The sequence below is a fragment of the Methylobacterium sp. WSM2598 genome (assembly GCF_000379105.1).
Classification (GTDB): domain Bacteria; phylum Pseudomonadota; class Alphaproteobacteria; order Rhizobiales; family Beijerinckiaceae; genus Methylobacterium.
Window position 1 is genome coordinate 911,240 of sequence record NZ_KB900609.1, and the last position, 23,881, is coordinate 935,120.

The following is a 23,881-nucleotide window of genomic DNA, read 5'->3' on the forward strand; positions in this document are numbered from 1 at the left end:
CCGATGCCGGCTACCGAGTGGCCGGCTTCATCTCGGAACGCTGGCCGACATCAAATCGGAACGCTGGCCGGCTTCGCCTCGGAACCGGTGGCCGACTTCAATCGGAATCCGCAGCTGAAGCGGCAAGCCGGCCCAAAAACCGGCTCGTCATTATGGCTGCGATCCTGCCAGAAGCTCCTCATGCAGCATGATGAATAAAGCGAGCAGGGCATCCTCGACGCGGCAGCCACGTCGAGCACTACGCCTTCTGCGATCGCGCGAGGGCCGGGCTTGGGATCCTGCAAGTAGGCGAGAATGACGGCATCCAGGTCGCCGTCCGTGACGCGTCCGGCTTTCAGAAGCTCGCCGACCCTGGGCGCGTCAGCCACCCACCACTCCGATCTCGAACTCCATTCCGCGGCCCGGGCCCTGATCGGCGTAGGTGATGAGAGTGTAGCCGCGCTCTGCCAGGGCCGCCTCCAGGCTGTCGCGGTGCTTGCGGTACATCTGCCCGATCGCCAGAGGCGTCAGGCGCGGATTGCCGCGTAGAAGCCCCTCCACGCCGATGGTGAGCGGTGCGCTCTCCCGATCCGCGATGCGGATGAGCGCGGATGCCAACTCCGCGGCCTTGGTCTCTGAAGCCGATTTCGCCTTGAACGCCATTCTGGTCTCCACACGTAATCGCGGTGCGCTTAGCCGCCCTGCAGGCTCTCGGCGAAATCCTCCGGCACCTCGCCGAACTGACCAAGGAGCGTGACGCTCTCCAGTTCGCCTGTCTCGTTGTCCGCCACGATCTTCAGCGCTGCCGCGCCCGGTTGGCGGCCGGCAATGGCCTCCGCACGCTTGAGGGCGCCGCTCTCGGTCGGCGCCACGTCACGCACGCCGGGCCGCAGCTTCTTTCGGTGCACCTCGAAGGTCTGCACCACGAACGTCGTGCGCATGGCCATTCATCACCTCGTTGGAGCGCGTCGTCCCTGCTCTGCACAGGCTCAACGCACGGCCTTGACCGAGGAACTCCCAGCCTGCTTGTTCTCTTTTCGTTCTAACGTGGAGGGCGGGCGTGAGTCTCTACCGGGTCGGCGAGCAGGCCGCGGACGAGGGCGGGCTGGTGCGCATCCCCTTCATGCGCACGACCCTCTGCGCGGGCTTCCCGTCGCCTGCCGAGGACTTTATCGAGGGCGCTCTCGAACTCCCTCGCTGGCTCGCCCCGAACCCGGCCGCCACCTTCATCTGGCGGGTGCGCGGCTGGTGCATGAAGGGGGCCGGCATCCACGACGAGGACCTTGCCGTGGTCGACCGCTCCCTCCGGCCGAGCGCGGGCGCCGTGGTGGTGGCGGTCGTCAACGGGGAGATGAGCCTCAAGCGCCTCGTGCTCGACGGCAACCGCCTCGCGCTCACCTTCGACAATCCTGAGATGCCCGTCTTCGGCCTGGAGGAGCTGGAGGAGTGCGAGCTCTGGGGCGTGCTGCTGTTCTCCGTGCGCTGGCATCACGTCCGGCCGAGCACCGTGCGATGAGCCCCGCCATCGCGCTGATCGACGGCAACTCGTTCTACTGCTCCTGCGAGCGGGTGTTCGACCCCAAGCTCGCAGGCGTGCCGGTGATCGTGCTGTCCAACAACGATGGCTGCGCCATCGCCCGCACCGCCGAGGCGAAGGCCCTCGGCATCCGCATGGGCGAACCGTACTTCAAGATCCGCGACCTCTGTCGGCGCGAGGGCGTGCGGGTGTTCTCGTCCAACTACGCGCTCTACGGCGACATGAGCGCGAGGGCCAACGCCGTCTACCGGACCTTCGCGCCCGACGTGGAGGTCTACTCCATCGACGAGAGCTTCCTCGACCTGTCGGACGTGCGCGAGCGCGACCGGGTGGAGCTGGCGCGCGATCTGCGCGCCACCGTGCGGCGTTGGACGGGACTGCCGACCTGCGTCGGGATCGGGCCGACGAAGACGCTCGCCAAGCTCGCCAACCACATTGCCAAGAGCATCCCCGACCTCCGCGGGGTTTGCGACCTCTCGGACGAGAACGAGCGCGCGGCGTGGCTCGTCGGGATCCCGGCCGGGGAGGTCTGGGGTGTCGGGCGGGCCTCGCTGGCGAAGCTCCAGGCGCTCGGGGTCGACACGGTAGCGGACCTCCGCGACCTCGACCTGCGACCCGCCCGCAAGGCGCTGACCGTAGTGGGCGAGCGGATCATCCACGAGCTGCGCGGCCGCGCCTGCCTGCCATTGGAACTCGTACCGGCGCGCTGGCAGGGCTGCGCGATGACGCGCTCGTTCTCGGCCCGGATCACCGAACGGGCGGAGCTGGAGCAGGCGGTGGCCGCGCATGCGGCGCAGCTCGGCGAGAAGCTGCGCCGGGACGGGCTCGCGACCAACCAGATCACGGTCTTCTACCACACCAGCGAGCACGACCGGGGCGACCCGATGCGCTCCACCTCCACAGTGATTCACCTGCCGGAGGCGACCAACGACAGCCTCGCGCTGATCAAGGCGGCCCAGCATGGGATCGCGCGCACGTGGCGCGAGCCGGTCGGCATACCCTGGCGCTACAGCAAGGCCGGCGTGATCACGACCGACCTCGTGCCGCTGGCCGAGAGCCCGCGGGCGCTGTTCGGGGCGCTCGACCGAGAGCGCTCAGGCGCGCTGATGGCGGCGATGGACGCCTGCAACACGCGGTTCGGGCGCGGCAGCGTCGTACCGGCACGGGCGGGTCTCGTCGAGAAGCGGACGTGGTCGACGAAGTTCGAGATGCGCACGCCGCGCTACACCACGCGGCTTGCCGAGGTGCCGTCCGTGTTGGCGCACCTGCCGGCGTAGCCGTCGCTCAGGACAACCCCCCTACCGTATGCGAGCGCCCCGCCGCATATCGATGACCGGGCCGCACGAGGCCGCTGTGCCGTCTCTTGCCAGCGGGATCAGCGCCGCGCTCCCGTCCCGGGGTGGGCCGTCCGCTCCACGGCCGCGATAGCCTGAGCGTGCGCTTTGTCCTCGCTCACATGCGGTCGGTCGGATCGCTCGAGGAGCTTGCCGTGCTTGCGGATGGCCCAGCCGAAGTGGCCTTTGGGCGTGGTCAGCGGTGAAACTTCGATTGTGAAGGGATGCAGGTTGGTATCGGTCATCACGGGGACATCGCACGTCCGAGCCGCTATGGCCAGTTTCAGCGACCTTCATGCCCCTGCCGCCCCAAACAGCCTGCTCCTGGAGATTAACGCCTAACCAAACTCAAGCTTGATCTCCGCTTCGCCCATTGGCCTCGCGCCCAGGCAACACTCCTGACCATTCGCATTGCCAGCCCAGCAGCCCCCGCGGGCGCTGTGCTCGGCGCCCTTGAGCAGCGGGCCGAACTACCTGGGCCTCGCCAGCAGGATGGCAGTCCGCACGGCGGTCCACCGCATGCCCTCCTGAGCATCCGCCAGCGCCAGTACCTCTCGCGCATACGGGCTCGCCAGGACGGCCGCGGCGATGTAGAGCGACACGCCCTCCGCGATTTCTCGCACCCCCGGCGTCGGGTCGGCGCAGTAGGCGGAGACGGCGGCGGTCACCTGCTCGTCGGTGAGGCGCTTGAGCTTGTAGAGGTCGCCGAGGGTGGGTGATTCGGGCATGGCCAGTGAACGTAATCCGCTACTCCGGCTTCGCAGCGCCGTTCTCGACGGCTGCGGCCCGGAGCCGGTCAACCCGCTCGCGCAGGTGCTTGAGAGTCGCGAGTTGGTCCATGGCACGCGGGCTATTTCGCAAGGAGCCGATCAGGAGAGGCAGTCCCCTTGGAGCCTTGAAGAACTCCACGCACCAGGGCAGCGTCACTGTAGCGTCCAGGTCGAACCGCGTAGCTTCCCGCAAACCCAGCTCATCAATGGTCGACGAGTTCATGATCGTCAGATCAAGGACACGACGCCCGGGCTTCAGGTTGGTCGTGCCGTACACGATTTGCACAGCGCCACGGCGGTTTTGGATATCAACCTGCCGCTGACGAACGAGCCCGGGCCGTGCATACGGTCCAGGCTCCATCTCTGCGATTTTGAAGGGAAACCGGCACCAGACGATATCTAGTTGCCGGGGGAGGGTTCCGAGGTCGTGGTAGGTCCAATGCCGTGCTGGTGGCGCATCACCATCCTGGACCATCGTCGACCTGCCACTCGCCTTGCTCGAACTCCGGGCGCACGAGTTCCTCAAGGCGGCGCAGATCCTCCTCGCTGGCTTCGCCAGCGCAGTTGGCAAGGACCTCGTCGTCCCAGATGGGACCACGATCCTCTTGGATCTTCCGCATGGGGGTCATGTTCGCCTCTCGCGACTGTGGGCGTCGGTATCGCACCCCGACTGGTCCGCTCGCCTACTCAGGTCGCACACTCTCTTTAAGGCCACCTTTCACCGATTGGCAATCGTCTAACGGTTGTGAGGTTCCTCAAGAGTGCGAGATCGCACTGGGGCGGTATGCTGAGATTGAGCAGCACCATACCCAATGTGGGATCCCGTACCGTTGCTTCAAAGTGACACTTCATCGCGGCGCAAAAGGCTGTTACCGGCGCCGGTAATCGGTCCACCATTCGGTCCACGGTCTGAGGGGGATCTGAGCTAAGTCTCGGGAAAGATTGGTCGGAGTGGCAGGATTTGAACCTGCGACCCCCACGTCCCGAACGTGGTGCGCTACCAGACTGCGCTACACTCCGAAGCGTCGGCGCCGCCGACGTGGGGGGCTTATAGCGACGGCCTTGGCAGCCTGCAAGCGGTTCCGCGACCGGAAATCGGAGATCCTTCGCCCCTCCCGCGCTGGAGAAAGGACATGGCCGGCCTAATCGATGGCGATCGATCAGCCCGCAGGCCGGCCGGAGCCGCCGCCGGCGCGGCCGTGGAGATGACGCGCATGCCGATGATCCTCACGGATCCGCGCCAGCCCGCCAACCCGATCATCCTCGCCAACCGCGCCTTCCAGGACCTGACGGGCTACGACGAGGAGGAGCTGCTCGGACGCAACTGCCGCCTGCTCCAGGGCGCGCGGACGAGCCGCGCGACCGTGGACGAGATGCGCGACGCCCTGCGCGACAGGCGGGCGATCGCCACCGAGATCCTCAACGACAAGCGCGACGGCACGGCATTCTGGAACAGCGTCCTCATCGGGCCGGTCTACGACGAGGCGGGCGACCTGCTGTGCTTCTTCGCCTCGCAGCTCGACCTGTCGCGGCGCTGGGCCTCCGAGCAGGCCCAGCGGCAGGCCCAGCGGATGGAGGCGATCGGCGAGCTCACGGCGGCCCTCGCCCACGACTTCAACAACCTGCTCCAGGTCGTGACCGGCAACCTCGACATGGCCCTCCAGGCGGTGACCGAGGAGCGGCCGGTCGGCAGATCAGGCGGGCCCTGGAGGCGCCCGTCCCGGCCTGCCCGGGGGCGCGCCCCGAGGCGGGACCGGCCGCGCCGCCGCGCCGCGGCAGCGAGACGATCCTGGTCGTCGAGGGCAGCGAGGCCGTGCGCTCCCGCGCCAGCGGGCACCTGGAGGATCTCGGCGACACGGTGCTGCTCGCCCGGGACGGCCGGGAGGCCCTCGCGGTGATCGAGGCCGATCCGAGCGTCGAGCTCCTGTTGACTGGCCCTTGCGCGGGCGCGCGCGGCGGTCGAGAAGGCCGCGGAACGCCCCTGGCGGAGGCCGCGATGACGGACCCGATCTCCCAGACCGAGTACTGGAACGGCGAGGCGGGCGAGCGATGGGCGCGGTTGCAGGACGCGCTCGACGCCGCCTTCGCGCCCCTCACCGAGGCCTTGATCGCGGCCGCGGCCCTCAGGCCCGGCGAGCGGGTGCTCGACATCGGCTGCGGCTGCGGCGAGACCACGCTCCTGGCGGCGCGGGCGGTCGGGCCGCGGGGCTCGGTGACCGGCCTCGACGTCTCGCGGCCGATGCTCGCCCGGGCGCGCCAGCGCGCCCTCGCGGCCGATCCCGAGAACGCCCCGGTCGCCTGGGTCGAGGCGGACGCCCAGACCCAGCCCCTGGAGCCGGTCCACGACGCGGTGCTGTCGCGCTTCGGGGTGATGTTCTTCGACGAGTCGCGGGCCGCCCTCGCCAACCTGCGCCGGGGCCTCAGGCCCGGCGGGCGGATCGCGCTCCTGTGCTGGCAGGGGCTGCCCGCCAACGACTGGATCCGGGTGCCGCGGGAGGCGGCGCTGCGGGTGGTGCCGCCGCCCGAGCCGCCGGTCCCGGGGGCGCCCGGCCCGTTCCGCTTCGCGGAGCCCGGCCTCCTCGCCGGGCTGCTCCGGCAGGCCGGCTTCGCCGCGGTGGCCGAGTCGGCGGTGTTGCGCGACCTCGTGCTCGGGCGCGACGCCGAGGAGGCGACGCGCTTCGCCCTCACCCTCGGCCCGACCTCGGTGCTGGTGCGCGACCTCGGCGAGGCCGAGCGCGCCGCCGCCTTTGCGGCGGTCGCCGCGGCCCTGCCGCGCACCGAGCCGGTGGTGCTCGGCGCCGCCTGCTGGCTCGTGACCGCGGTCAACCCGGGCTGAGCCGCCTCAGACGAGGTGGGCCAGGAGCGCGACGCCGGCCAGCGCCACGGCGCCGCCCATGACCGGGGCGGCGGCCCGCAGCCGCCCGGCGGCGAGGCCGAGCCCGATCCCGGCAGCGTGCAGCAGCGCGCTCGCCGCGACGAAGCCCGCGCCGTAGGCGAGGCCCGAGACGCTCTCGGGCATCTCGGCCCCGTGCGCGTGGCCGTGGAACACCGCGAAGAGCCCGACGAGGAGCCCGAGCGCGGCGAGCGGCAGCCCGGCCCCGAGGGCGGCGGCGAGCCCGAAGGCGACGAGCGAGAGGCCGATCCCGGTCTCGACCGCCGGCAGCGCCAGCCCGGCCGCCCCGAGGGCGCCGCCCACCGCCATCATGGCCAGGAAGGCGACCGGCAGCGCGACCAGGGCCCGCCCGCCGCGCAGGGCCGCCAGCAGCCCCACCGCCGCCATGGCGAGGACGTGGTCGGCCCCGCCGAGGGGATGGGCGAATCCGTGCGCGAAGCCGGCGGCGTCGCCGTGGCCCGGATGGGCGAGGGCCGCCTGCGGCAGGAGGATCAGGGCGGCGGCGAGGAGGGGCAGGCGGCGCGTCATGGCGGGCTCCGATGGCGTGGGATGGCCGAGTGTCGGGTGACCGAGCGTTCGAATGGCCGAGGCTTTCGAATGGCCGAGGTTAAGCAAGATTCGGGGCAGCCGTCAGCGGGCGGCCCCGGACCCGGCTATTCCATGGTCGGGGCGAGGGATTGCACGCCCTCGGCCTCGCCGCCGAGCCAGGCGGCGTTCTTGGCGGTGCCGTCGAAGGTCGAACTCGTCTTGAACAGCTCGTACTTGCCCTCGAGCGCGTAGGGTCGGGCGCGGGCGAGCAGTTCCGCCACCGCCGCCTTGTCCATCGGCCGGAAGCTCTTCACCGCCTCGAAGGCCTGGTCGAGGTCGCGCTGGCTCTGGATGCCGGTGATCACCACCGAGGTCGGCAGGTTGAGGTTGAAGTGGAGGTACTCGATCGGCCGGATCGGGGCGTTGCTCTTGAGGATGACCCCGTCGCCGAAGGTCTTCATCCCGAGCACGCCGATCCCCTGCGCCACCAGGGAGGGCAGCACGAGGTGCGCGAAGCTGCGGAACTGCGCGTCGAGCACGTTGAGGGGCATCTGCACGGTGTCGAAGCGGAAGCCCCGCTCGGCCGCGACCTCCAGCATCTGCAGGTGGATGCGCGGGTCCTTGTGGCCCGTGAAGCCGATGAAGCGCAGCTTGCCGGCCTGGCGCGCCTCGATGAAGGCCTCCATGGCCCCGCCCTCGGCGAAGACCCGGTCGGGATCGTCGTAGCGCAGGATCTCGTGGTGCTGGACGAGGTCGATGCGGTCCGTGCGCAGGCGCTTGAGCGAGGTGTCGATCTGGGCGGCCGCCTCCTTCTTGGTCCGGCCGTCCATCTTCGACATCAGGAAGACCTTGGCCCGGTAGCCGCCCTCGGCGAGCGCCGCGCCCATCCGCTCCTCGGACCTGCCCTCGTTGTAGTCCCAGCAATTGTCCATGAAGGTGATGCCGCGGTCGACGCCCTGATGGATCAGCCGCGTCGCCTCGGCATCGCTGAGCGCCTTCTTGCCGAGGTGGAACCCGCCCATGCCGATCGCCGAGACGGTGACCCCGGTGCGGCCGAGGGGCCGGTAGAGCATCTCGCCCCGCCTCTCCCCCGGATCGGTCACGAAGGGCAGCGCCGCCGGATCCTCGGGCCGGTTCGCCCCGGCGAGCGCGGCCGCCGCGGGCGGCAGCGGCCCCGCGGACGGGAGCGCCGGGCCGGGCCCCGCCGGGGACGCGGCGCCGGCCGAGCCGCCGGCCGCGAGGCCCGCCCCGAGCACCGCGCCCTGCAGGAAACTGCGACGTTCCATGGTCCGCCCTCCGGTCTGAGCACCATTCGCCGACGTGGTCACCGCTCCGGCGGCGACAAGGATGCGGCACCTCGTACCAACGCCCCAGGAGGCTGCCGCACCGGGGCGTCGACCATCCCGGATTCGCGACACCAAGCCAAAGGCTTGGCGACGATCCGGGAACGGAACCAGCGGTCATGAGACATGACCGCCGGGATCAAGTCCCGGCAGACTTGCCCGAGACCGTTCTGCTGAGCGGGCCCGCCCGGGGTCCGGGCGGCCCGGCGGGTCACCCCGCCCGCGGGCCTCACGCGCCGGCGAGCCGGCCCGCCGCGTGGAGGAAGCGCAGGGCGGCGCAGGCCGCCCCGTAGCCGTTGTCGATGTTCACGACCGCGAGGCCGGGCGCGCAGCTCGCCAGCATCACGTCGAGGGCCGGGCGCCCGCCCGCGGCGACGCCGTAGCCGACCGAGGTGGGCACCCCGATCACCGCCCCGGCGACGAGGCCGCCGAGCACGCTCGCCAGGGCCGCGTCCATCCCGGCGACCGCGATGACGACCGGATGCGCCCGGATCTCCTCCAGGCGCCGGGTGAGCCGCCACAGGCCGGCGACGCCGACATCGGCGATCACGGTGGCGGCCTCGCCCGCGTAGCGCAGGGTGCGCTCCGCCTCGCGGGCGACCGGCAGGTCCGAGGTGCCGGCCGCCACGATGGCGATCCGCCCCTGCCCCCGGACCGGCCGCGGCGGCCCGAACCAGGCCGTGCGCGAGAGGTCGCAATAATCGATCTCCGCCCGCAGGGTCCCGGGCAGCGCGGCGAGTTTCTCCGGGTCGAGGCGGGTCACGAGGAGGCTCGCCCGCCGCTCCGCCGCGGCCGCCAGGATCGCGGCCACCTGCGCGGCGGTCTTGCCGGCGGCGTAGACCGCCTCCTCGAGGCCGATCCGGGCCGGGCGCTCGACGTCGAGGACGAACTCCGTCATCGGGCGCTCCCGGTCAGGAAGGCGCTGCCGACCCGGTAGGGGGCGAAGCGGATCTCGGCGCCGACGAGGTCGACGGGCGCCTCTCCGGCGATGCGCAGACCGAGGGCGACCCGGTCGTCCGCGGTCAGCGCCGAGAGGCTCGCCGGGTCGAGCTCGACCACGATGCCGGAGGCGCGCACCCGGCAGCGCACCGCCCGCCGGGGCCCTGGCGCGCCGCCGAGGACCTCGCTCACCAGCCGCTCGACGGCGTGGACGAAGCCCAGCGTCGCGGGCTCGATGGGGATGCCGGTCTCGACCCGGCTCGACAGGCAGGGCGCGGCGGGCAGTTCCGCCACCGCGCCGAGGCCGAGGCGGCGGGCGAGCGCCCGCACCGCCTCCTTGCCCATCCCGGCCTCCACGAAGGGGTGGCGCACGCCGTAGGCCTTCGCGGCCTCCAGGCCCGGCCGGTACTCGCCGAGATCGTCGAGGTTGGCGCCCGAAACGATCACCCGCCCGGTGAGGGCGCGGATCGCCCCGTAGAGGTTGGTCTTGCAGAAGAAGCAGCGATTGACCGGGTTGCGGCGGTAGGCCGGGTCGCCGAACTCGCCGGCCTCGATCACGGCCAGGTCCCAGCCCTGGCGCGCCGCCTCCTCCCGCACCCGCCGCGTCGCCTCCTCGGGCACGGCGGGGGAGACCGCGTGGACCATCCGGGCGCTGCCGCGGCGGGCGACGCTGGCCAGGGTGAGGCTGTCGACGCCGCCGCTCACCGCGACGGCGACCGGGCCGATCCCGGCGAGGACGGCCTCCAGGCCGCCGCTCACGAAGCGTCCCCGCCGAGGGCGCGCCGCTCGGCCGCCCGGCGCAGGGCCGCGCGGGCCGCGTGGCCCTCGCCCGCCGCGTCGTCGGCCTCGGCCTTGGCGGTGCGCCCGCCCGGCCGCTCGACGCTCTTCACCCGCACCTCGCGCCCCTCGACCGTCACCGTCTCGCTGCGGCGGGGCAGCGCCACGCCCGCGACGATCCGGTGGCGCAGGCCGATCGTGGTCGTCTCGCGGAAACAGGCGGCGATCACCGCGTCGAGGGACTCGGCCCGTGCCAGCACGCGGATATGGGTCATCATGCGGCCCTTCTTCCCGAAGACCGGCGCCTGGACGACGTCGTGCACGGCCGGCTCGGCGCGCAGCCGATCGAGCCCGATCGCCAGATCCTCCGCCGATTGGTCGTCGACCTCGAACTCGATCACCCCGAGATCCCGGTGCAGGCCCGCCCCGGCCCCCTCCGGCCCCGCCGGGTCGCCGGGCAGGGGCTCGAAGGCGAGCACCCGCAGGCAGTTGCTGAGCCCCGGCAGGGTCCGGGCGCCGAAGCCGATGCCGCTCGCCCCCATCACCCGCGGCCCGTCGAACCGCCCCCGCCCGCCGAGATGGCGCAGGATCGCGGCCCCGGTCGGGGTCACCCGCTCGCCCGGCACGCCGTCGTCGATCACCGCGAAGCCCCGGAGCAGGAGGGAGGTGGCGGGGGCGGGCACCGGCAGCGCGCCGTGCGCGGTCGTCACCCGGCCCGCCCCGAGCGGCAGCGGGCCGACGCTCCAGTCCGCGGGCGCGAGCGCCGCGATCAGGTGGGCGGCCCCGACGATGTCGGCGATCGAGTCCCAGGCGCCGACCTCGTGGAAGGCGACCTCCTCGACCGGGATGCCGTGGACCCGCGCCTCGGCCTCGGCGAGGTGGCCGAAGATCGCGAGCGCGTGCTCGGCGACCGCGGGCGCGAGGTCCGCCCCGCGCAGGGCGCGCCGGATCTCCGCCCAGTGCCGGTGCGCGTGGGCGTGGGCGCCCTCGGCATGGTCGTGACGGGGGTGGCCGCCATGGGGATGGTCGTGGTCCCGGGTCGGCGCGACCAGGAAGCGGCGCCCCTGCAGCACGCCGTCGCCGTGGGGCACGAGCCGGCAGGAGACCGACGCGCCGGCCACCCGCCGGATGCTGTCGACGAGGCCGGCCTCGTGCTCCGGGAAGGCGTCGAGGAGCGCGGCGACGAACATGTCCCCGGCCATCCCGCCGACCGCATCGAGGTGAAGGTGCATGCCGCCTCGCGTGAAACCTGCCCGGGAGATCGCGCGCTCCGCGCGCTGGGCAAGAGGGATCGCGCGCTCCGCGCGCTGGGCAAGAGGGATCGCGCGCTCCGCGCGCTGGGCAGGGGCCGGCAGAAAGCCGCAGCCGGGATGCCCGCGACCCGATCGCGCCCGTCCGATTCGCGCCGCGCCTCAATCCTGACATCCTGGCGGGCGAAAGCCCTGAGGATCGGCGCGGGTCCTGCGGTTGATTTCGGTCCGCGGCCTGCGCATGGTCGCGTCGGCAGCCGCACGGCGCCGCGTCCCCTCCCCGCCCGGGCGAGGCATGCTGTCCTTCCAGGAGCCACGGTGAAGCGCGCGCGCCTCGACCCGGCCGGGTCTCCGCCCCCCTCCCCCCGCGCGGGACGCAACCCCGATCCCGGCCACGAGCCGCCGTTGAACCTCGCGGGCGTGGCCTCCTCGCAGACCGACCGGCGCGACGTGAACCTGCGCTGGCTCACGGCCTGCGTGCTCACGGGCATGGCCGGGACGGGCCTGATCGGCTCGGCGATCTGGATCTCCCTCCAGGGCGAGGCGAGCTTCGCGCAGCTGCCGCAGGCGGCCGCGATCGCCGCGCGGCCGCAGCCGAGCGACGGCGGTTCGAACGCCGCCCGCAAGGGCGACCGGCTGGTGCGCAACCCGATGGTGGCGCTCGCCAAGCAGAGCTTCCGCGCGCCCGTGACGATCCGGGCGGGCGAGCGCGAGATCATCAAGGTGCGGCCCTTCGTGCGGATCGCCACCGCGCTCTCGGCGACGGCCGGGCTCGCGGCGACCGACATCCCGGCCTTCGACCCGATGCGCTTCTTCAGCGAGCCCGGGGCCGAGCGCGCGCCCGAGCCACCGCCGACCGAGGCGCCCGACGCGGACGTCTCGGTGGTCAAGCGCGACCTCGCCGAGGCCGCCGTGGGCCCGGGCGCCCCTGCCCTCACCGAGGAGGACGTGGAGGCGCAGCTGGAGGAGGAGCGGCGCCTCGCGGCGGAGGCCGGGCGCCTCGCCGCCCTGCCGATCGCCCCGCAGCTGATGCTGTCGCGGGCCCTGCGCGGCTTCCCGGCCCTGCCGGCGCTCGACTCCGAGTTCGGCCGCGATTCGGGCCCGTTCAAGTCGATCGAGGTGCGGGTCCTGCGCGAGAACGTCACCGACCTCGCCAAGCTGGAACCGCGCGGCACGCCCCTGGTCGAGGAGCGCGACGTCACGATCCGGCGCGGCGAGACCCTGGAGAGCGTGCTGCGCGCGAACGCCGCCGCGGACGACCAGGTCCGGCCGATCGTCGCCGCCCTCGGGGGCTTCGCGCGCACGGCCTCGACCGGCGAGGGCCAGCAGATGCGGCTCCTGGTCGGCCCCGGCGCCAAGCCGGGCGATCCGCGCCAGCTCAACCGGGTCATCCTCTACGGCGAGCGCGGCATCGAGGCGATCGCCGCGATGAACGACCGCGGCCAGTTCGTGTCGGTGACGCCCCCCGGCCAGGAGGGCGCCCCCGCCAAGGCGGTGCCCGCCCCCGGCGCGGACGAGGACGAGGAGGGCACCGGGGCGCGGCTCTACGCGAGCCTCTACGAGACCGCCGCCCGGCACGACCTGCCGCGCAGCATGGTCGAGGACCTCGTGCGCATCTTCGGCTACGACGTCGATTTCCAGCGCCGGGTCGGCAGCGGCGACAACCTCGAACTCGTCTACACCTACGACGAGGAGGGCGGCGGCTCGGCGGAGCGGCCGGACCTGCTCTATGCGGCGCTGACGGTCGGCGGCGAGGCCCGGCGGGTCTACCGCTTCCAGTCGCCGGACGACGGCACGGTCGAGTATTTCGACGACATGGGCCGCTCGCTCAAGAAGTTCCTGATCCGCAAGCCGGTGACGGACGGGAACATGACCTCGGGCTTCGGCTATCGCCGCCACCCGGTGCTGGGCTACGCCAAGCTCCACACCGGGGTCGACTGGTCGGTGCCGATCGGAACGCCGATCGTGGCGGCGGGCAACGGCACGGTGCTGAAGGCGGAGTGGGATTCGGGCTACGGGCGGCGGGTGGAATTGCAGCACGCCAACGGCTACGTCACCACCTACAACCACATGTCCCGGTTCGGGCGCGGCATCGCCGCGGGCGGCCGGGTGCGGCAGGGCCAGGTGATCGGCTATGTCGGCTCGACCGGCCTGTCGACGGGCGCGCACCTGCACTACGAGGTCATCATCAACGGGCACTTCGTCGACCCGATGAAGATCCGCGTGCCCCGCGGCCGCGAACTGGACGGACGGCTGCTCGCCGAGTTCCGCCGCCAGCGCGACCAGACCGACGGGCTGATCCAGAAGGCCTCCGGCGGCGCGCTCGCGCAGCGCGAGGCGATGCGCTGAGAGGTTGGACCTCTCGCGACGTCCGGCGCGGGCGTTTGACCGGGAGGCAAGGATCGCGAGAAGTTCGGGACCCTGCGCGCCGCTACCTTTCAGTATCGATCATGAGAACGCGTACAATGATGGCATCCGCCACGGGGTGGATGCCAGCGATGGCGCAGTGGGGTCGTTCCGATGGCGACATCATTCTACGAGCTCAGCGTGCCGACCTTCCTGCAGACCGTACGCGCCGTTGCGGGCTTCCTCGACCGCGCGAGCAGGCACTGCAGCGAGACGGGCGCCGATCCGGATGAATTCGTGAGAGCCCGGCTCTCCGATGACATGGCACCCTTCCATTTCCAGATCGAGGCCGCTTGGCACCATGCCGTGTGGGGGCTGGAAGCCGCGAAGACGGGTGTATTCGCGCCGCCCGGCTTGGTCGGACCGGTTCCCTTCGTCGAGCTGCAAGCCATGATGGGCAAGGCGGAAGCGGCGCTGGAGGCGTACACCCCCGACGAGGTCAACAGCTGGGCGGGCCGCGAACTGGACCTTCAGATCGGTCCGCGGCGCTTGGCCTTCACGTCGGAGGCCCTGATCCTCTCGTTTTCGCTGCCCAACTTCTATTTCCACGCCGTCACCGCCTACGACATCCTGCGCGCGCGGGGCGTGCCGATCGGCAAGCGCGACTACGAGGGACAGCTGCGCACCCGCCCGGCATAGCGCAGGGCAAACGCGTCGAGTGCCCGCTCAAGGTGGAGGCTGCATGAGAACGTCGGCCCATACCGAACCCGCAGACAAATCCTTTACGTTGCAGACATTCCAGCCCGCAACGCGACATGCTTGGAGAAGTTGTCGAGGATGGCCTGCCACCCACTGCGCTGCTGCGCGAGGGGGAACACGGCGTCGGGATCGAACGACACCGTCACCCGGGTGTGGTCCCCTTCCGGGGTGAATTCGACCACCGCTCGACGGTCGCCGAAGGCGAACTCGATCCGCTCGTTCTCGACGATCGTGGTGTAGATCCCCTCGAAATCGAAGCCCATGCTGCCGTCCTTCGCCTCCATGCGCGACGAGAACTGTCCGCCCTCGCGAAGGTCGACGCTCGCGCTCGGGCAATGCCAGTCGGCGGACGCGAAGTTCCACTCCCTGATCTGCTCGGGCGACGTGTAGGCCGTCCACACGATCGCGACGGGTGCGGGAGCGACCGTCCGTACCGTGATCCGTTCCTGAGCCATCGATGCACCGTCTCCAGCCAAGATCCAGGCCCTCCGGCCCGCACCTCAGCTCAGATCGGCCGTCGCGGCAACCGCTGATGCGAACGATCACCAGAAACAACCCCTGGTGCGGTTCCCGCATCCCCGCCAGGCCGCCGGTCCGGCCCCGCGACGCCGGGAGAGGGCCGTCGCCGTGACGCGGCACGGGAGCGGGGACCGCCTGCCAAGATCGCGGATGCTCCCGATGGATCGGACGCGGCCGTCGATCGGGCCGAGCGGATCGGTTCGGATACCGGAGAGGACCTGCACGCCGGGCCGCGCCGCGGCTCCCGGTCCGGCTCCGTCGGTGCGGCCGAACCCGCCGGCTCGGCGGAGGCTCAGGCGATCGGCAGCGGCACCACCGGCTCGTCCTTGATCTGGTCGAGGGCGAGGGCCGTGCGCACGCTGCGCACGTTCGGCAGGGCGGTCAGGTCGGCGACGAGGCGCTGGAAGGCCGGCAGGTTGGCGGCCACGCATTTGAGCAGGAAGTCGGTCTCGCCCGAGAGGGTCCAGCATTCCCGCACGGCGGCCCAGTTGCGCATCTCGGCCGCGAAGGCCGCGATCTCCGCCTGGCCCTGGGCGGCGAGCTGCACCATCGCGAAGCAGACCACCTCGTAGCCGAGGAGCTTCGGATCGAGGAGCGCCCGGTAGCCGCGGATGATCCCGGATTCCTCCAGCGCGCGCACCCGGCGCAGGCAGGGCGGGGCCGAGAGCCCGACCCGGCGCGCCAGCGCCACGTTGGTGATGTTGCCGTCGGCCTGCAGCTCGCGGAGGATCGCCCAATCGATGGCGTCGAGGCGGACGGGCAAGGGGCTCGGCGATCCTGGCTGGGACGGAGGGCGTCTGGTCACTAGCGGGCGGGGCAGGCCGAGACAAGCCGGGGCCGCCCGGCACCGCTTGACTCCGGCGCCGGGCCGGGCCGATGCGGAGCGGGTGACCACGCTCCCGCCCGGCACGACGGCCTGGATCCTCACCGACGGCAAGGCCGGCGACCTCGCCCCCTGCCGCGGCCTCGCGCAGGCGCTCGGCCTCGTCGCCGAGGAGCGCCGCGTGGCGCCCCGCCCGCCCTTCTCCTGGCTCGCCCCCCGCGGCCCGGCCGACCCGCGCGACCTCGCCCCCGCCCCGCCCTGGCCCGACCTCGCCATCGCGGCCGGGCGGCGCGCCGTCCCGGTCCTGCGGGCGCTGCGGCGCCGGGCGGGGGCCGCGACCTTCACGGTGTTCCTGCGCGACCCCCGCACCGGCCCGGGCGCCGCGGACCTGATCTGGGTGCCGGAGCACGACCGCCTGCGCGGCCGGAACGTGCTCGTCACGCTGGCCGGCCCCCATCCGGTCTCGGCCGCCCGCCTCGCGGCCGCCCGCGCGGCGCCCGACCCGCGGCTCCGCGCCCTCCCGGCCCCCCGCGCGGCGATCCTGGTCGGCGGCGACGACCGGCGCGGGCGGGTCCGCCCGCAGGCCGCCGCGGCCTTCCTGTCGGGCCTGGAGCGCCTCGCCGGCGAGGCGAGCCTGATGATCACCCCCTCCCGGCGCACGCCGCCCGCCCTGCGCGCGGCCCTGCGGGACCTCGCGTCGCGACGCGGCGGCTTCTTCCATGACGGGAGCGGCGCCGATCCCTACCTCGCCCTGCTGGCGCTCGCCGACGCGATCGTGGTGACGGCCGACAGCGCCAACATGGTCGCGGAGGCCGCCGCCACCGGATCCCCGATCCTCCTCGGCGAGCTCACCGAGACCTACGCCCGCCATCGCCCGTTCTTCGCCGCACTCCGGCAGTACGGAGCTGTGCATCCGTTCGATGGCAGACTTGAAGGTTCTCGTTACGAACCCTTAGATTTCACCCCCGCGATCGCAGAGGCCGTCGCGGCCGCCTATCTGAGGCGGCGCGATCCGCAGACCCACCCGGGCGGCCCGTGAGGTCGTCCCGGGCCGGGAGGCCCGGAGATTCCGATGTCCACCACCCACGAGAAGCTCATCATCATCGGCTCGGGCCCGGCGGGATACACCGCCGCGATCTACGCCGCCCGCGCGATGGTCGAGCCGCTGCTGATCTCCGGCTTCCAGCCGGGCGGCCAGCTCATGATCACGACCGACGTGGAGAACTACCCGGGCTTCGCGCAGGCCGTCCAGGGCCCCTGGCTCATGGAGCAGATGCGCCTGCAGGCCGAGCATGTCGGCACCCGGATCGTGTCGGAGTACATCGCCAAGGTCGACCTGAAGCAGCGGCCCTTCCGCCTGGAGGCGGATTCCGGGGCCGTCTACACCTGCGACGCGCTCATCGTCGCGACCGGCGCCCAGGCGAAGTGGCTCGGCCTGCCCTCCGAGGCGAAGTTCCAGGGCTTCGGCGTCTCGGCCTGCGCCACCTGCGACGGGTTCTTCTTCCGCGGCAAGGAGGTTCTGGTCGTGGGGGGCGGCAACACCGCGGTCGAGGAGGCGCTCTACCTCGCCAACCTCGCCGCCAAGGTCACGGTCGTGCACCGCCGCGACGCGTTCCGGGCGGAGCGCATCCTGCAGGAGCGGCTCTTCCGGCACCCGAACGTCGAGGTGGTCTGGAACCACACGGTCGAGGAGATTTGCGGGCGCGAGAGCCCGGCCCCCTCGGTCACGCACGTGCGGCTGAGGGACGTCGCCACCGGGGCGGTCAGCGAGCGCAGGGCGGACGGCGTCTTCGTGGCGATCGGCCACCAGCCGGCGACCGCGCTCTTCGAGGGTCAGTTGCCCCTGCGCGCCGGGGGCTACCTCGCGGTGACGCCCGGCACGGCGGCGACCGAGATCCCGGGCGTGTTCGCGGCCGGGGACGTCACCGACGACGTCTACCGCCAGGCGATCACGGCGGCCGGGATGGGCTGCATGGCCGCCCTGGAGGCGGAGAAGTACCTCGCGAACCTGGCGATCGGCGAGACGCCGCGCCGGGCCGCGGCCGAGTAGGCGGGAGAGCGGGACCGGTCGCGACGGAGCGGGGTCCCGCCCCGCTCCGTCGCGGCCCCCAAACAATTCGCGTTCGCGAGAGCCGCCCGCCGCAACCCGCCGGCCGGGGACTCTGGCGCGGGGATGAACGGCCGTGGATTGGGACAAGATCAGGATCTTCCTGAACGTCGCGGAGGCGGGCAGCTTCACGAAGGCGGGTGACGACATCGGCCTCAGCCAGTCGGCGGTGAGCCGCCAGATCAGCGCGCTCGAGCGCGAGCTGAAGGCGCCGCTCTTCCACCGGCACGCCCGGGGCCTGATCCTGACCGAGCAGGGCGACCTGCTCTTCCGCGCCGCGCGCGACATGAAGATGCGGCTGGAGACGACCCGCGCCCGGCTCGTGGAGACGAGCGAGCGGCCCTCGGGCGACCTCAAGGTCACGACCACGGTCGGCCTCGGCACCGCGTGGCTGTCGCAGCGGGTCTCGGAATTCCTCGACCTGCACCCGGAGGTGCGGATCGAGCTCATCCTCACCAACGAGGAGCTCGACCTCGCCATGCGCGAGGCGGACGTGGCGATCCGCCTGCGCCGTCCGGCCCAGCCCGACCTGATCCAGCGCCGCCTGTTCACGGTGCACTACCACGTCTTCGCCTCGCTCGAGTACATCAAGCGCTTCGGGGAGCCGAAGTCGATCGAGGACCTCGACAAGCACCGGATCGTCTCCTTCGGGGGCGACCAGCCCTCCTACCTGATGGCGACGCACTGGCTCTCGACCGCGGGCCGGGAAGGGCGCGAGCCGCGCAATGTGCACTTCACGGTCAACAACATCTCGGCCCTGCAGGTGGCGGTCGAGACCGGGGCCGGGATCGGGATCCTGCCCGACTACGCGGCGAACGGGAATCCGCTCCTGCAGCAGGTGCTGCGCGACATCGAGATGCCGAACCTGGAGAGCTACCTCGTCTACGCCGAGGAGATGCGCTCGGTCGCCCGCGTCCAGGCCTTCCGCGACTTCCTCGTCGCCAAGGCCCAGCGCTGGACCTATTGACCGCGCCGGGCGCGACGTCCGCCGCGGGTGCGAGGGCTGAGGGCCGAGGGCGGCGCCCGGACTGCGCGGGAGGATCCCGCTCCTTCGTTTCGCCGTCGCACGGGGGCGACCTGATCAGGTCGCGACTCTGGGCCGCCTATGCGGCCGCACGGACGCGCCGCCATTCCCGTGTCAGACATTGTCCCTCCCGGCGCCTGTTCGGCAGCCCGTGTCGGAGCCGCCCCATGCTCGATCCCGTTCGCCCGTCCGACCCGCTCACCGTCGCCCCGTTCCCCGGAACGCCCCATCGGCTCGAGACCGCAACCCAGATCCTGGCCGGCCTCGCCCTCGTCGCCGTGCTGCACTTCCACCTGCTCGGGGCGCTGCTCGCGGGATTGCTCGTCCACGAACTCGTCCACCTGCTGGCGCCCCGGCGCAGCGACGCCCTCGTGCACCACCACACGGCCAAGGTCATCGTGGTGGCCCTGCTCGCCGGGGTGATCGTCGCGGCCGTGGGCGCGGCGATCCTCTGGCTGGTCGGGCTGCTGTCAGGCGGGTCCGACAACCTCTCGGTCCTGCTGCGCAAGATGGCCGAGGTGATCGAGACGGCGCGCTCGCGCCTGCCGCCCTGGCTGGTCGGCTTCCTGCCGGAGGAATCGACCGAGCTGAAGGCCGCGGCCGCGACCTGGCTGCGCGAGCATGCCGGGCAGGTGCGGGCGATCGGCCAGGACGTCTGGCGGGCGCTGTTCCACCTGGTCTTCGGCCTCGTGATCGGCGCCATGGTGGCGGTGAGCCGGGAGACCGGCCTCGACGAGCGCCCGCCCCTCCTCCACGCCCTGACGAACCGGGTGCGGCTGCTCGCCTCCGCCTTCCGCAGCGTGGTCTTCGCGCAGGTGCGGATCTCGGCCCTCAACACGGCGCTCACCGCGCTCTACCTGCTGGTCGCGGTGCCCTGGCTCGGGATCGCCCTCCCCTTCACCAAGACCATGGTGGTGATCACCTTCCTGGCCGGGCTGCTGCCGGTGGTCGGCAACCTGATCTCCAACACGGTGATCGTGCTGGTCAGCCTCAGCGTCTCGCCGGCGCTCGCCCTCGGCTCGCTCGGCTTCCTGGTGGCGATCCACAAGCTCGAATACGTCGTGAATGCCCGCGTGATGGGCGGGCAGATCCGCGCGCGGGCCTGGGAGCTGCTGGCCGCCATGCTGGTGATGGAATCGGTGTTCGGCCTGCCGGGCCTCGTCGCGGCCCCGATCTTCTACGCCTACCTGAAGAACGAACTCGCCCTGCGCGGCCTGATCTGAGCGCGCCGGGGCGCCGCGACTTTTCCCGCAGCGCGGCGTCCCGATCGGCCTCCTCCCGCGTTGTGCTCTCGCGCGGCCCGGGCCGCGGCAGGAGCGCGAGATGACGAAGCTGTTCATCGCCAGGATCGTCGAGGCCGACGCGGCGCGCCCGCTCGTCACCGTGCGGGCCGCGGGCGAGGGCGAGGCCCGCCTGTTCCTCGAAGCGGCCTATCCGGCCGCGCGGATCGCCGACCTCGCGGAGCCCGGCGAGTGGGTCAGCGACGCCGATACGGGTCGCGAGGCCGGCGACGTCCGCGAGCATCCGGGCGTCACCTGGCAGGCGCCGCCAAACCTCTAGGCGCGGCGGACGGCCATGACGGGCGCGCGGGCAGGCCGGCTGAGGCGGGCCGCCGGCTGGATCCTCGGCCTCGCCGCCCGGCCGGTGCGCCGGGCGCAGGGGCGCAGGGGCGTGGCGGTCGAGGTCTATCGCGGCTACGGCTCGGCACAGGAGATCTTCCTGATCGGCCGCGCCTTCCGGCAATCCGAGGCCGAGCGCGCGGCCGATCCGGACGACCTGCGCGCGCAGCTGCGCGACATCGGCCGCCGCATCCGGCGCCGGCGCCTGCCCGGCCTCGCCGTGGAGGCGCGGTTCGGCGGCAGCGCCGCCCGCGCGGTGACGGACCGGGACGGCTATTTCCGCATCCATCTCTGCCCCCGCCCGCCCGGGCCGGGCGAGGGGGCGTGGCACCCGGTCTCGATCCGCCTCGCCAGCGATCCGCCGGTCGAGGCGCGGGGCGAGGTCTTCATCCCGCCGCCGCGCTGCCGCTTCGTGGTGATCAGCGACATCGACGACACGGTGATGCACACCGGCGTCGCCAACAAGCTGAAGATGCTCTGGCGCCTGTTCGTCGCCGACGCGACCCGCCGCGTCGCCTTCCCGGGCGTGGCGGCCCTGTACCGGGCGCTCCATGCCGGCGCGGGCGGGGCCGAGCAGAACCCGATGCTCTACGTCTCGCGCGCGCCCTGGGGCATCTACGACATGCTCTCGGAATTCTTCCGCCTGCACGACATCCCGGTCGGGCCGGTGCTGTTCCTGCGCGAATGGGGCCTGTCCTGGCGCCATCCCCTGCCCCGCCGGGCCGAGGACCACAAGGCCGAGCTGATCCGCCGCATGCTGGCGCTCTACCGCGACCTTCCCTTCGTGCTGATCGGCGACAGCGGCCAGCACGACCCGGAGGTCTATGCGGGGATCGTGCACGCGCATCCGGGCCGGGTGCTCGCAGTCTACATCCGCAACGTGTCGCGGGCGCCGGAGCGCGCGGCGGAGATCGCCCGGCTCGCGCGCGAGGTGGCGGCGGCCGGCAGCAGCCTCGTGCTCGCCGCCGACAGCCGCGCCATCGCGGCGCACGCGGCCGGCCTCGGCCTGATCGCGGCCCCGGCCGTCGAGGCGGTCGCCTCCGAGAAGGCGGCGGCCGAGGGCGCGACCCGGCCCCGCCGGCCGCGCCGCATCACCCGGCCCACCCCCGAGGCCACCGCCACGGCCGCGTCCGGCGAGGCCGTGGAGGCGGCCCTCGGCGGCACCTCGCCCGAGCCGCCGACCGTCATCGTCGAGCCGGCCGGGCGCAGAGAGGCCGGCGACGGGGCGCAGGGCCCGGCGGAGCGGTGAGGATCGGGCGAAAAGCCAGGGAGAGCGCGATGGAGCAGGCGACAGGCAGCGAGCGCCGGACCGAGCAGGCGGCCGAGCGCACGGCCGCCGCCGCGCAGGTCACCAAGGACAGCGCGGACCGCAGGACGGAGCTCGCGGCGGACCGGACCGTCTTCGCGGCCGAGCGGACCTACGCGGCCTGGATGCGCACCGGCCTGGTGGCTCTGGCGAGCGGGATCGGGGCGCGCAAGCTGCTGGAGGGGGTGGTGCCGGGCTGGATGATCGTCGGCTTCGGCACCATCCTGGTCCTGTTCAGCGCCTTCTGCTTCGTGGCCGGCGTCTGGCGGCAGGTCTTCGTCGGGGCCCCGCCGCCCCGGCCGGACGTGCCGCGGCTGCCGCCCGCGATCCTCGTCGCGGTGAACGGCTTCCTGGCGCTCGTCGCCCTCGCGGCGCTGCTCAGCCTGTGGTTCGGCCGCGCGCTCGGCGCGTGAGCCCGCGGGAGAAGGCGTCAGACGACATCCGACGGATTGCTTCGCAATGCGGATGTCGGCTTCGCTCAAGTGCCGCGCGGGCTTGGCATACGACATCCGACGGATTGCTTCGCCATCTCCCATGTCGGCCATGCGGATGGCGGCTTCGCTCACGCGCCGCGCGGGCTTGTCATCCGCTGTCCGGAGGTGATCGTCCGGACAGCGCATCACTCCGGCAGGGCGGCGTCGAGGGGCTCCTCCTCGCGCACCGGCACGGGCAGGCCGAGGTGTCGGAAGGCGTGCGGGGTGAGGAGGCGGCCGCGCGGGGTGCGCTGCACGAAGCCCTGCTGGAGCAGGTAGGGCTCGATGATCTCCTCGATGGCGTCGCGCGGCTCCGACAACGCCGCCGCGATCGTCTCCACCCCGACCGGACCGCCCCCGTAGGAGCGCGCGATCAGCCCCAGATACTTGCGGTCCATGGTGTCCAGACCCGCCGCGTCCACGTCCAGCAGACGCAGCGCCCGGTCGGCGATCGCCCGCGTCACCGTCCCGGCCTCCTCCACGATCGCGAAGTCCCGCACCCGCCGCAGCAGCCGCCCGGCGATCCGCGGCGTGCCCCGCGCCCGCCGGGCGATCTCGTTGGCCCCGTCCGCCGCCATGCCGATCCCCAGCACCCGCGCCCCCCGGGCCACGATCGCCTCCAGCTCGTCCACCGCGTAGAATTCCAGCCGGATCGGGATGCCGAAGCGGTCGCGCAGCGGCGTGGTCAGCAGACCCGCCCGGGTCGTGGCCGCCACCAGGGTGAAGCGCGGCAGCTCGATCTTGACCGAGCGCGCCGCCGGGCCCTCGCCGATGATCAGGTCGAGCTGGTAATCCTCCATGGCCGGGTAGAGGATCTCCTCCACCGCCGGGCTCAGCCGGTGGATCTCGTCGATGAACAGGACGTCGCGCTCCTCCAGGTTGGTGAGCTGCGCGGCCAGGTCCCCCGCCTTGGCGATCACCGGACCCGAGGTCGAGCGGAAATTCACCCCCAGCTCCCGGGCCACGATCTGCGCCAGCGTGGTCTTGCCCAGCCCCGGCGGGCCCACGAACAGCACGTGGTCCAGCGCCTGACCGGTGCGCCGCGCCGCCTCGATGAACACCCCCAGATTCGCCCGCGCCGCGCGCTGGCCCGTGAAATCCGACAGGCTCAGTGGGCGGATCGACCCGTCCGGGACCTCGCCGGCCTCCGCGATCGGGGCGAGCCGGGAGCCCGCCACCCTGCGGGCCGCCGGGCCGCTCACGCCGCCACCGCCGCGGGGCCGCATCCGGCCGCCAGGAAGGGCCGGGTGAGGACGCGGCGCCCGGTCAGGTCGTGGACGCTGACGCGCCACTGCGACCAGTCCGCCCGCTCGCCGAGCGCGCCCATCACCGCCCGCGCGGTCTCGGCCGCGCGCGCCGTCAGCCGCGCGGGCGCGCGCACCTCGGCCCCGACCGTGTCGAGGACGCATTCGGCGCCGTTGGTGCAGTGGAAGCGGTAGCGGGCCATGATCCGTCCTCCCTGGCTCTGAGGCCTCGTCAACGATATGTTCACTATATGTTCTCGATCCGGGAGTGCAAGCGCCGGGGCGTCACGCCGCGGGCCGGACCGGAGTCG

The 23,881-nt window shown here is 72.6% G+C and carries 29 protein-coding genes and 1 tRNA gene; 13 read left to right on the forward strand and 17 right to left on the reverse strand.

Annotated features, from left to right (window positions below; genetic code table 11):
- Nucleotides 1–50: 50 nt before the first annotated feature.
- Genes MET2598_RS40725 through MET2598_RS0104410 form a run of 3 tightly spaced genes read right to left on the reverse strand, consistent with a single transcriptional unit; the run spans nucleotide 51 to nucleotide 926 of the window.
- A complete protein-coding gene (locus tag MET2598_RS40725) occupies nucleotides 51–368 on the reverse strand; it encodes a hypothetical protein (protein WP_157182087.1) in 318 nt (105 codons plus the stop codon).
- A complete protein-coding gene (locus tag MET2598_RS0104405) occupies nucleotides 361–642 on the reverse strand; it encodes a hypothetical protein (RefSeq protein WP_018260003.1) in 282 nt (93 codons plus the stop codon). Before MET2598_RS0104405 ends, MET2598_RS40725 begins: the two co-directional genes overlap by 8 nt.
- A 29-nt stretch (nucleotides 643–671) precedes the next feature.
- Complete coding sequence (locus MET2598_RS0104410; protein WP_018260004.1) at nucleotides 672–926, reverse strand: hypothetical protein; 255 nt, start codon at nucleotides 924–926, stop codon at nucleotides 672–674.
- A gap of 113 nt (nucleotides 927–1,039) precedes the next feature.
- Here MET2598_RS0104410 and MET2598_RS0104415 point away from each other — a divergent pair, with 113 nt between their 5' ends.
- Nucleotides 1,040–1,495, forward strand: a complete 456-nt coding sequence (locus MET2598_RS0104415; RefSeq protein WP_018260005.1) for a LexA family protein — start codon at nucleotides 1,040–1,042, stop codon at nucleotides 1,493–1,495.
- Nucleotides 1,492–2,793, forward strand: coding sequence for a Y-family DNA polymerase (locus MET2598_RS0104420; protein ID WP_018260006.1), 1,302 nt, complete (start codon nucleotides 1,492–1,494; stop codon nucleotides 2,791–2,793). Before MET2598_RS0104415 ends, MET2598_RS0104420 begins: the two co-directional genes overlap by 4 nt.
- 98 nt (nucleotides 2,794–2,891) lie before the next feature.
- Here MET2598_RS0104420 and MET2598_RS38600 read toward each other — a convergent pair whose 3' ends face one another.
- From MET2598_RS38600 to MET2598_RS0104440, 5 genes are all read right to left on the reverse strand, one after another.
- Entirely contained in the window at nucleotides 2,892–3,095 is a 204-nt protein-coding gene (locus MET2598_RS38600) for a hypothetical protein (RefSeq protein WP_084673760.1), read from the reverse strand.
- Nucleotides 3,096–3,320: 225 nt separating this feature from the next.
- Nucleotides 3,321–3,578: a hypothetical protein gene (locus MET2598_RS0104425; protein WP_018260007.1), complete on the reverse strand. Its 258-nt coding sequence runs from the start codon at nucleotides 3,576–3,578 to the stop codon at nucleotides 3,321–3,323.
- Between the two features lie 19 nt (nucleotides 3,579–3,597).
- Complete coding sequence (locus MET2598_RS40730; RefSeq protein ID WP_157182088.1) at nucleotides 3,598–4,095, reverse strand: hypothetical protein; 498 nt, start codon at nucleotides 4,093–4,095, stop codon at nucleotides 3,598–3,600.
- Complete coding sequence (locus MET2598_RS40735; protein ID WP_018260009.1) at nucleotides 4,079–4,249, reverse strand: hypothetical protein; 171 nt, start codon at nucleotides 4,247–4,249, stop codon at nucleotides 4,079–4,081. Before MET2598_RS40735 ends, MET2598_RS40730 begins: the two co-directional genes overlap by 17 nt.
- A gap of 314 nt (nucleotides 4,250–4,563) precedes the next feature.
- Nucleotides 4,564–4,640, reverse strand: a tRNA-Pro gene (locus tag MET2598_RS0104440).
- A 185-nt stretch (nucleotides 4,641–4,825) separates the two neighbouring features.
- On the opposite strand from MET2598_RS0104440, the gene MET2598_RS43540 reads away from it, so the two are divergent.
- Nucleotides 4,826–5,518 (forward strand): PAS domain-containing protein, encoded by a 693-nt coding sequence (locus MET2598_RS43540; RefSeq protein ID WP_330218363.1) that lies wholly within the window; start codon nucleotides 4,826–4,828, stop codon nucleotides 5,516–5,518.
- Nucleotides 5,519–5,616: 98 nt separating this feature from the next.
- Nucleotides 5,617–6,456: a methyltransferase domain-containing protein gene (locus MET2598_RS0104450; protein WP_026190504.1), complete on the forward strand. Its 840-nt coding sequence runs from the start codon at nucleotides 5,617–5,619 to the stop codon at nucleotides 6,454–6,456.
- Between the two features lie 6 nt (nucleotides 6,457–6,462).
- Here MET2598_RS0104450 and MET2598_RS0104455 read toward each other — a convergent pair whose 3' ends face one another.
- The 5 genes from MET2598_RS0104455 to MET2598_RS0104475 all read right to left on the reverse strand — a co-directional run bounded on the left by MET2598_RS0104455 (nucleotide 6,463) and on the right by MET2598_RS0104475 (nucleotide 11,332).
- A complete protein-coding gene (locus tag MET2598_RS0104455; protein ID WP_018260011.1) occupies nucleotides 6,463–7,041 on the reverse strand; it encodes a HupE/UreJ family protein in 579 nt (192 codons plus the stop codon).
- Between the two features lie 125 nt (nucleotides 7,042–7,166).
- Entirely contained in the window at nucleotides 7,167–8,327 is a 1,161-nt protein-coding gene (locus MET2598_RS0104460; protein WP_012333579.1) for an aldo/keto reductase, read from the reverse strand.
- A 286-nt stretch (nucleotides 8,328–8,613) separates the two neighbouring features.
- Nucleotides 8,614–9,282 carry a nickel pincer cofactor biosynthesis protein LarB gene (larB, locus tag MET2598_RS0104465; protein WP_018260012.1) on the reverse strand — a complete coding sequence of 223 codons (669 nt, stop codon included), beginning with the start codon at nucleotides 9,280–9,282 and terminating at the stop codon, nucleotides 8,614–8,616.
- The gene (locus tag MET2598_RS0104470; protein ID WP_012333577.1) at nucleotides 9,279–10,082 is read right to left on the reverse strand and encodes an adenine nucleotide alpha hydrolase; all 804 of its coding nucleotides are present in this window, start codon (nucleotides 10,080–10,082) and stop codon (nucleotides 9,279–9,281) included. The genes larB and MET2598_RS0104470 overlap by 4 nt, the downstream gene beginning before the upstream one ends.
- Entirely contained in the window at nucleotides 10,079–11,332 is a 1,254-nt protein-coding gene (locus tag MET2598_RS0104475; protein WP_012333576.1) for a LarC family nickel insertion protein, read from the reverse strand. The genes MET2598_RS0104470 and MET2598_RS0104475 overlap by 4 nt, the downstream gene beginning before the upstream one ends.
- A gap of 336 nt (nucleotides 11,333–11,668) precedes the next feature.
- Here MET2598_RS0104475 and MET2598_RS0104480 point away from each other — a divergent pair, with 336 nt between their 5' ends.
- Nucleotides 11,669–13,699 (forward strand): M23 family metallopeptidase, encoded by a 2,031-nt coding sequence (locus tag MET2598_RS0104480; RefSeq protein WP_026190505.1) that lies wholly within the window; start codon nucleotides 11,669–11,671, stop codon nucleotides 13,697–13,699.
- A gap of 171 nt (nucleotides 13,700–13,870) precedes the next feature.
- Entirely contained in the window at nucleotides 13,871–14,395 is a 525-nt protein-coding gene (locus MET2598_RS0104485) for a DUF1993 domain-containing protein (RefSeq protein WP_018260014.1), read from the forward strand.
- An 83-nt stretch (nucleotides 14,396–14,478) separates the two neighbouring features.
- Here the strand turns inward: MET2598_RS0104485 and MET2598_RS0104490 are convergent, their stop codons facing one another.
- Nucleotides 14,479–14,910 carry an SRPBCC family protein gene (locus tag MET2598_RS0104490; RefSeq protein ID WP_018260015.1) on the reverse strand — a complete coding sequence of 144 codons (432 nt, stop codon included), beginning with the start codon at nucleotides 14,908–14,910 and terminating at the stop codon, nucleotides 14,479–14,481.
- 356 nt (nucleotides 14,911–15,266) lie between these two features.
- Complete coding sequence (locus MET2598_RS0104495) at nucleotides 15,267–15,737, reverse strand: Lrp/AsnC family transcriptional regulator (RefSeq protein WP_012333572.1); 471 nt, start codon at nucleotides 15,735–15,737, stop codon at nucleotides 15,267–15,269.
- Between the two features lie 124 nt (nucleotides 15,738–15,861).
- Between MET2598_RS0104495 and MET2598_RS0104500 the strand changes: the two genes are divergently transcribed.
- The 7 genes from MET2598_RS0104500 (at nucleotide 15,862) to MET2598_RS0104530 (ending at nucleotide 22,266) form a co-directional block, all read left to right on the forward strand.
- Nucleotides 15,862–16,836, forward strand: a complete 975-nt coding sequence (locus MET2598_RS0104500) for a mitochondrial fission ELM1 family protein (RefSeq protein WP_051086563.1) — start codon at nucleotides 15,862–15,864, stop codon at nucleotides 16,834–16,836.
- A 33-nt stretch (nucleotides 16,837–16,869) separates the two neighbouring features.
- Nucleotides 16,870–17,847 (forward strand): thioredoxin-disulfide reductase, encoded by a 978-nt coding sequence (trxB, locus tag MET2598_RS0104505; RefSeq protein WP_012333570.1) that lies wholly within the window; start codon nucleotides 16,870–16,872, stop codon nucleotides 17,845–17,847.
- Between the two features lie 133 nt (nucleotides 17,848–17,980).
- A complete protein-coding gene (locus MET2598_RS0104510) occupies nucleotides 17,981–18,871 on the forward strand; it encodes a LysR family transcriptional regulator (protein ID WP_012333569.1) in 891 nt (296 codons plus the stop codon).
- Nucleotides 18,872–19,095: 224 nt separating this feature from the next.
- Nucleotides 19,096–20,151 (forward strand): AI-2E family transporter, encoded by a 1,056-nt coding sequence (locus tag MET2598_RS0104515; RefSeq protein ID WP_012333568.1) that lies wholly within the window; start codon nucleotides 19,096–19,098, stop codon nucleotides 20,149–20,151.
- Between the two features lie 100 nt (nucleotides 20,152–20,251).
- Nucleotides 20,252–20,488 (forward strand): hypothetical protein, encoded by a 237-nt coding sequence (locus tag MET2598_RS0104520; protein ID WP_018260017.1) that lies wholly within the window; start codon nucleotides 20,252–20,254, stop codon nucleotides 20,486–20,488.
- Nucleotides 20,489–20,503: 15 nt separating this feature from the next.
- A complete protein-coding gene (locus MET2598_RS0104525; RefSeq protein ID WP_018260018.1) occupies nucleotides 20,504–21,796 on the forward strand; it encodes an App1 family protein in 1,293 nt (430 codons plus the stop codon).
- Between the two features lie 29 nt (nucleotides 21,797–21,825).
- Nucleotides 21,826–22,266: a YidH family protein gene (locus tag MET2598_RS0104530; protein WP_018260019.1), complete on the forward strand. Its 441-nt coding sequence runs from the start codon at nucleotides 21,826–21,828 to the stop codon at nucleotides 22,264–22,266.
- Between the two features lie 206 nt (nucleotides 22,267–22,472).
- Here the strand turns inward: MET2598_RS0104530 and ruvB are convergent, their stop codons facing one another.
- Complete coding sequence (ruvB, locus tag MET2598_RS0104535; RefSeq protein ID WP_018260020.1) at nucleotides 22,473–23,528, reverse strand: Holliday junction branch migration DNA helicase RuvB; 1,056 nt, start codon at nucleotides 23,526–23,528, stop codon at nucleotides 22,473–22,475.
- The gene (locus MET2598_RS0104540; protein ID WP_012333563.1) at nucleotides 23,525–23,773 is read right to left on the reverse strand and encodes a DUF6894 family protein; all 249 of its coding nucleotides are present in this window, start codon (nucleotides 23,771–23,773) and stop codon (nucleotides 23,525–23,527) included. The genes ruvB and MET2598_RS0104540 overlap by 4 nt, the downstream gene beginning before the upstream one ends.
- Nucleotides 23,774–23,881: the final 108 nt, after the last annotated feature.

Excerpts from the sequence above, each read along its gene's own strand:
- MET2598_RS0104450 (WP_026190504.1), top strand. The coding sequence starts at position 5,617 with ATGACGGACCCGATCTCCCAGACCGAGTACTGGAACGGCGAGGCGGGC.
- MET2598_RS0104455 (WP_018260011.1), bottom strand. The coding sequence starts at position 7,041 with ATGACGCGCCGCCTGCCCCTCCTCGCCGCCGCCCTGATCCTCCTGCCG.
- MET2598_RS0104490 (WP_018260015.1), bottom strand. The coding sequence starts at position 14,910 with ATGGCTCAGGAACGGATCACGGTACGGACGGTCGCTCCCGCACCCGTC.
- MET2598_RS0104515 (WP_012333568.1), top strand. The coding sequence starts at position 19,096 with ATGCTCGATCCCGTTCGCCCGTCCGACCCGCTCACCGTCGCCCCGTTC.
- MET2598_RS0104540 (WP_012333563.1), bottom strand. The coding sequence starts at position 23,773 with ATGGCCCGCTACCGCTTCCACTGCACCAACGGCGCCGAATGCGTCCTC.
- MET2598_RS0104475 (WP_012333576.1), bottom strand. The coding sequence starts at position 11,332 with ATGCACCTTCACCTCGATGCGGTCGGCGGGATGGCCGGGGACATGTTC.
- MET2598_RS0104485 (WP_018260014.1), top strand. The coding sequence starts at position 13,871 with ATGGCGACATCATTCTACGAGCTCAGCGTGCCGACCTTCCTGCAGACC.
- MET2598_RS0104530 (WP_018260019.1), top strand. The coding sequence starts at position 21,826 with ATGGAGCAGGCGACAGGCAGCGAGCGCCGGACCGAGCAGGCGGCCGAG.
- MET2598_RS0104405 (WP_018260003.1), bottom strand. The coding sequence starts at position 642 with ATGGCGTTCAAGGCGAAATCGGCTTCAGAGACCAAGGCCGCGGAGTTG.
- MET2598_RS0104520 (WP_018260017.1), top strand. The coding sequence starts at position 20,252 with ATGACGAAGCTGTTCATCGCCAGGATCGTCGAGGCCGACGCGGCGCGC.
- MET2598_RS0104425 (WP_018260007.1), bottom strand. The coding sequence starts at position 3,578 with ATGCCCGAATCACCCACCCTCGGCGACCTCTACAAGCTCAAGCGCCTC.
- MET2598_RS40735 (WP_018260009.1), bottom strand. The coding sequence starts at position 4,249 with ATGACCCCCATGCGGAAGATCCAAGAGGATCGTGGTCCCATCTGGGAC.
- trxB (WP_012333570.1), top strand. The coding sequence starts at position 16,870 with ATGTCCACCACCCACGAGAAGCTCATCATCATCGGCTCGGGCCCGGCG.
- MET2598_RS0104420 (WP_018260006.1), top strand. The coding sequence starts at position 1,492 with ATGAGCCCCGCCATCGCGCTGATCGACGGCAACTCGTTCTACTGCTCC.
- MET2598_RS43540 (WP_330218363.1), top strand. The coding sequence starts at position 4,826 with ATGACGCGCATGCCGATGATCCTCACGGATCCGCGCCAGCCCGCCAAC.
- larB (WP_018260012.1), bottom strand. The coding sequence starts at position 9,282 with ATGACGGAGTTCGTCCTCGACGTCGAGCGCCCGGCCCGGATCGGCCTC.
- MET2598_RS0104410 (WP_018260004.1), bottom strand. The coding sequence starts at position 926 with ATGGCCATGCGCACGACGTTCGTGGTGCAGACCTTCGAGGTGCACCGA.
- MET2598_RS0104525 (WP_018260018.1), top strand. The coding sequence starts at position 20,504 with ATGACGGGCGCGCGGGCAGGCCGGCTGAGGCGGGCCGCCGGCTGGATC.
- MET2598_RS0104460 (WP_012333579.1), bottom strand. The coding sequence starts at position 8,327 with ATGGAACGTCGCAGTTTCCTGCAGGGCGCGGTGCTCGGGGCGGGCCTC.
- MET2598_RS40730 (WP_157182088.1), bottom strand. The coding sequence starts at position 4,095 with ATGGTCCAGGATGGTGATGCGCCACCAGCACGGCATTGGACCTACCAC.
- MET2598_RS38600 (WP_084673760.1), bottom strand. The coding sequence starts at position 3,095 with ATGACCGATACCAACCTGCATCCCTTCACAATCGAAGTTTCACCGCTG.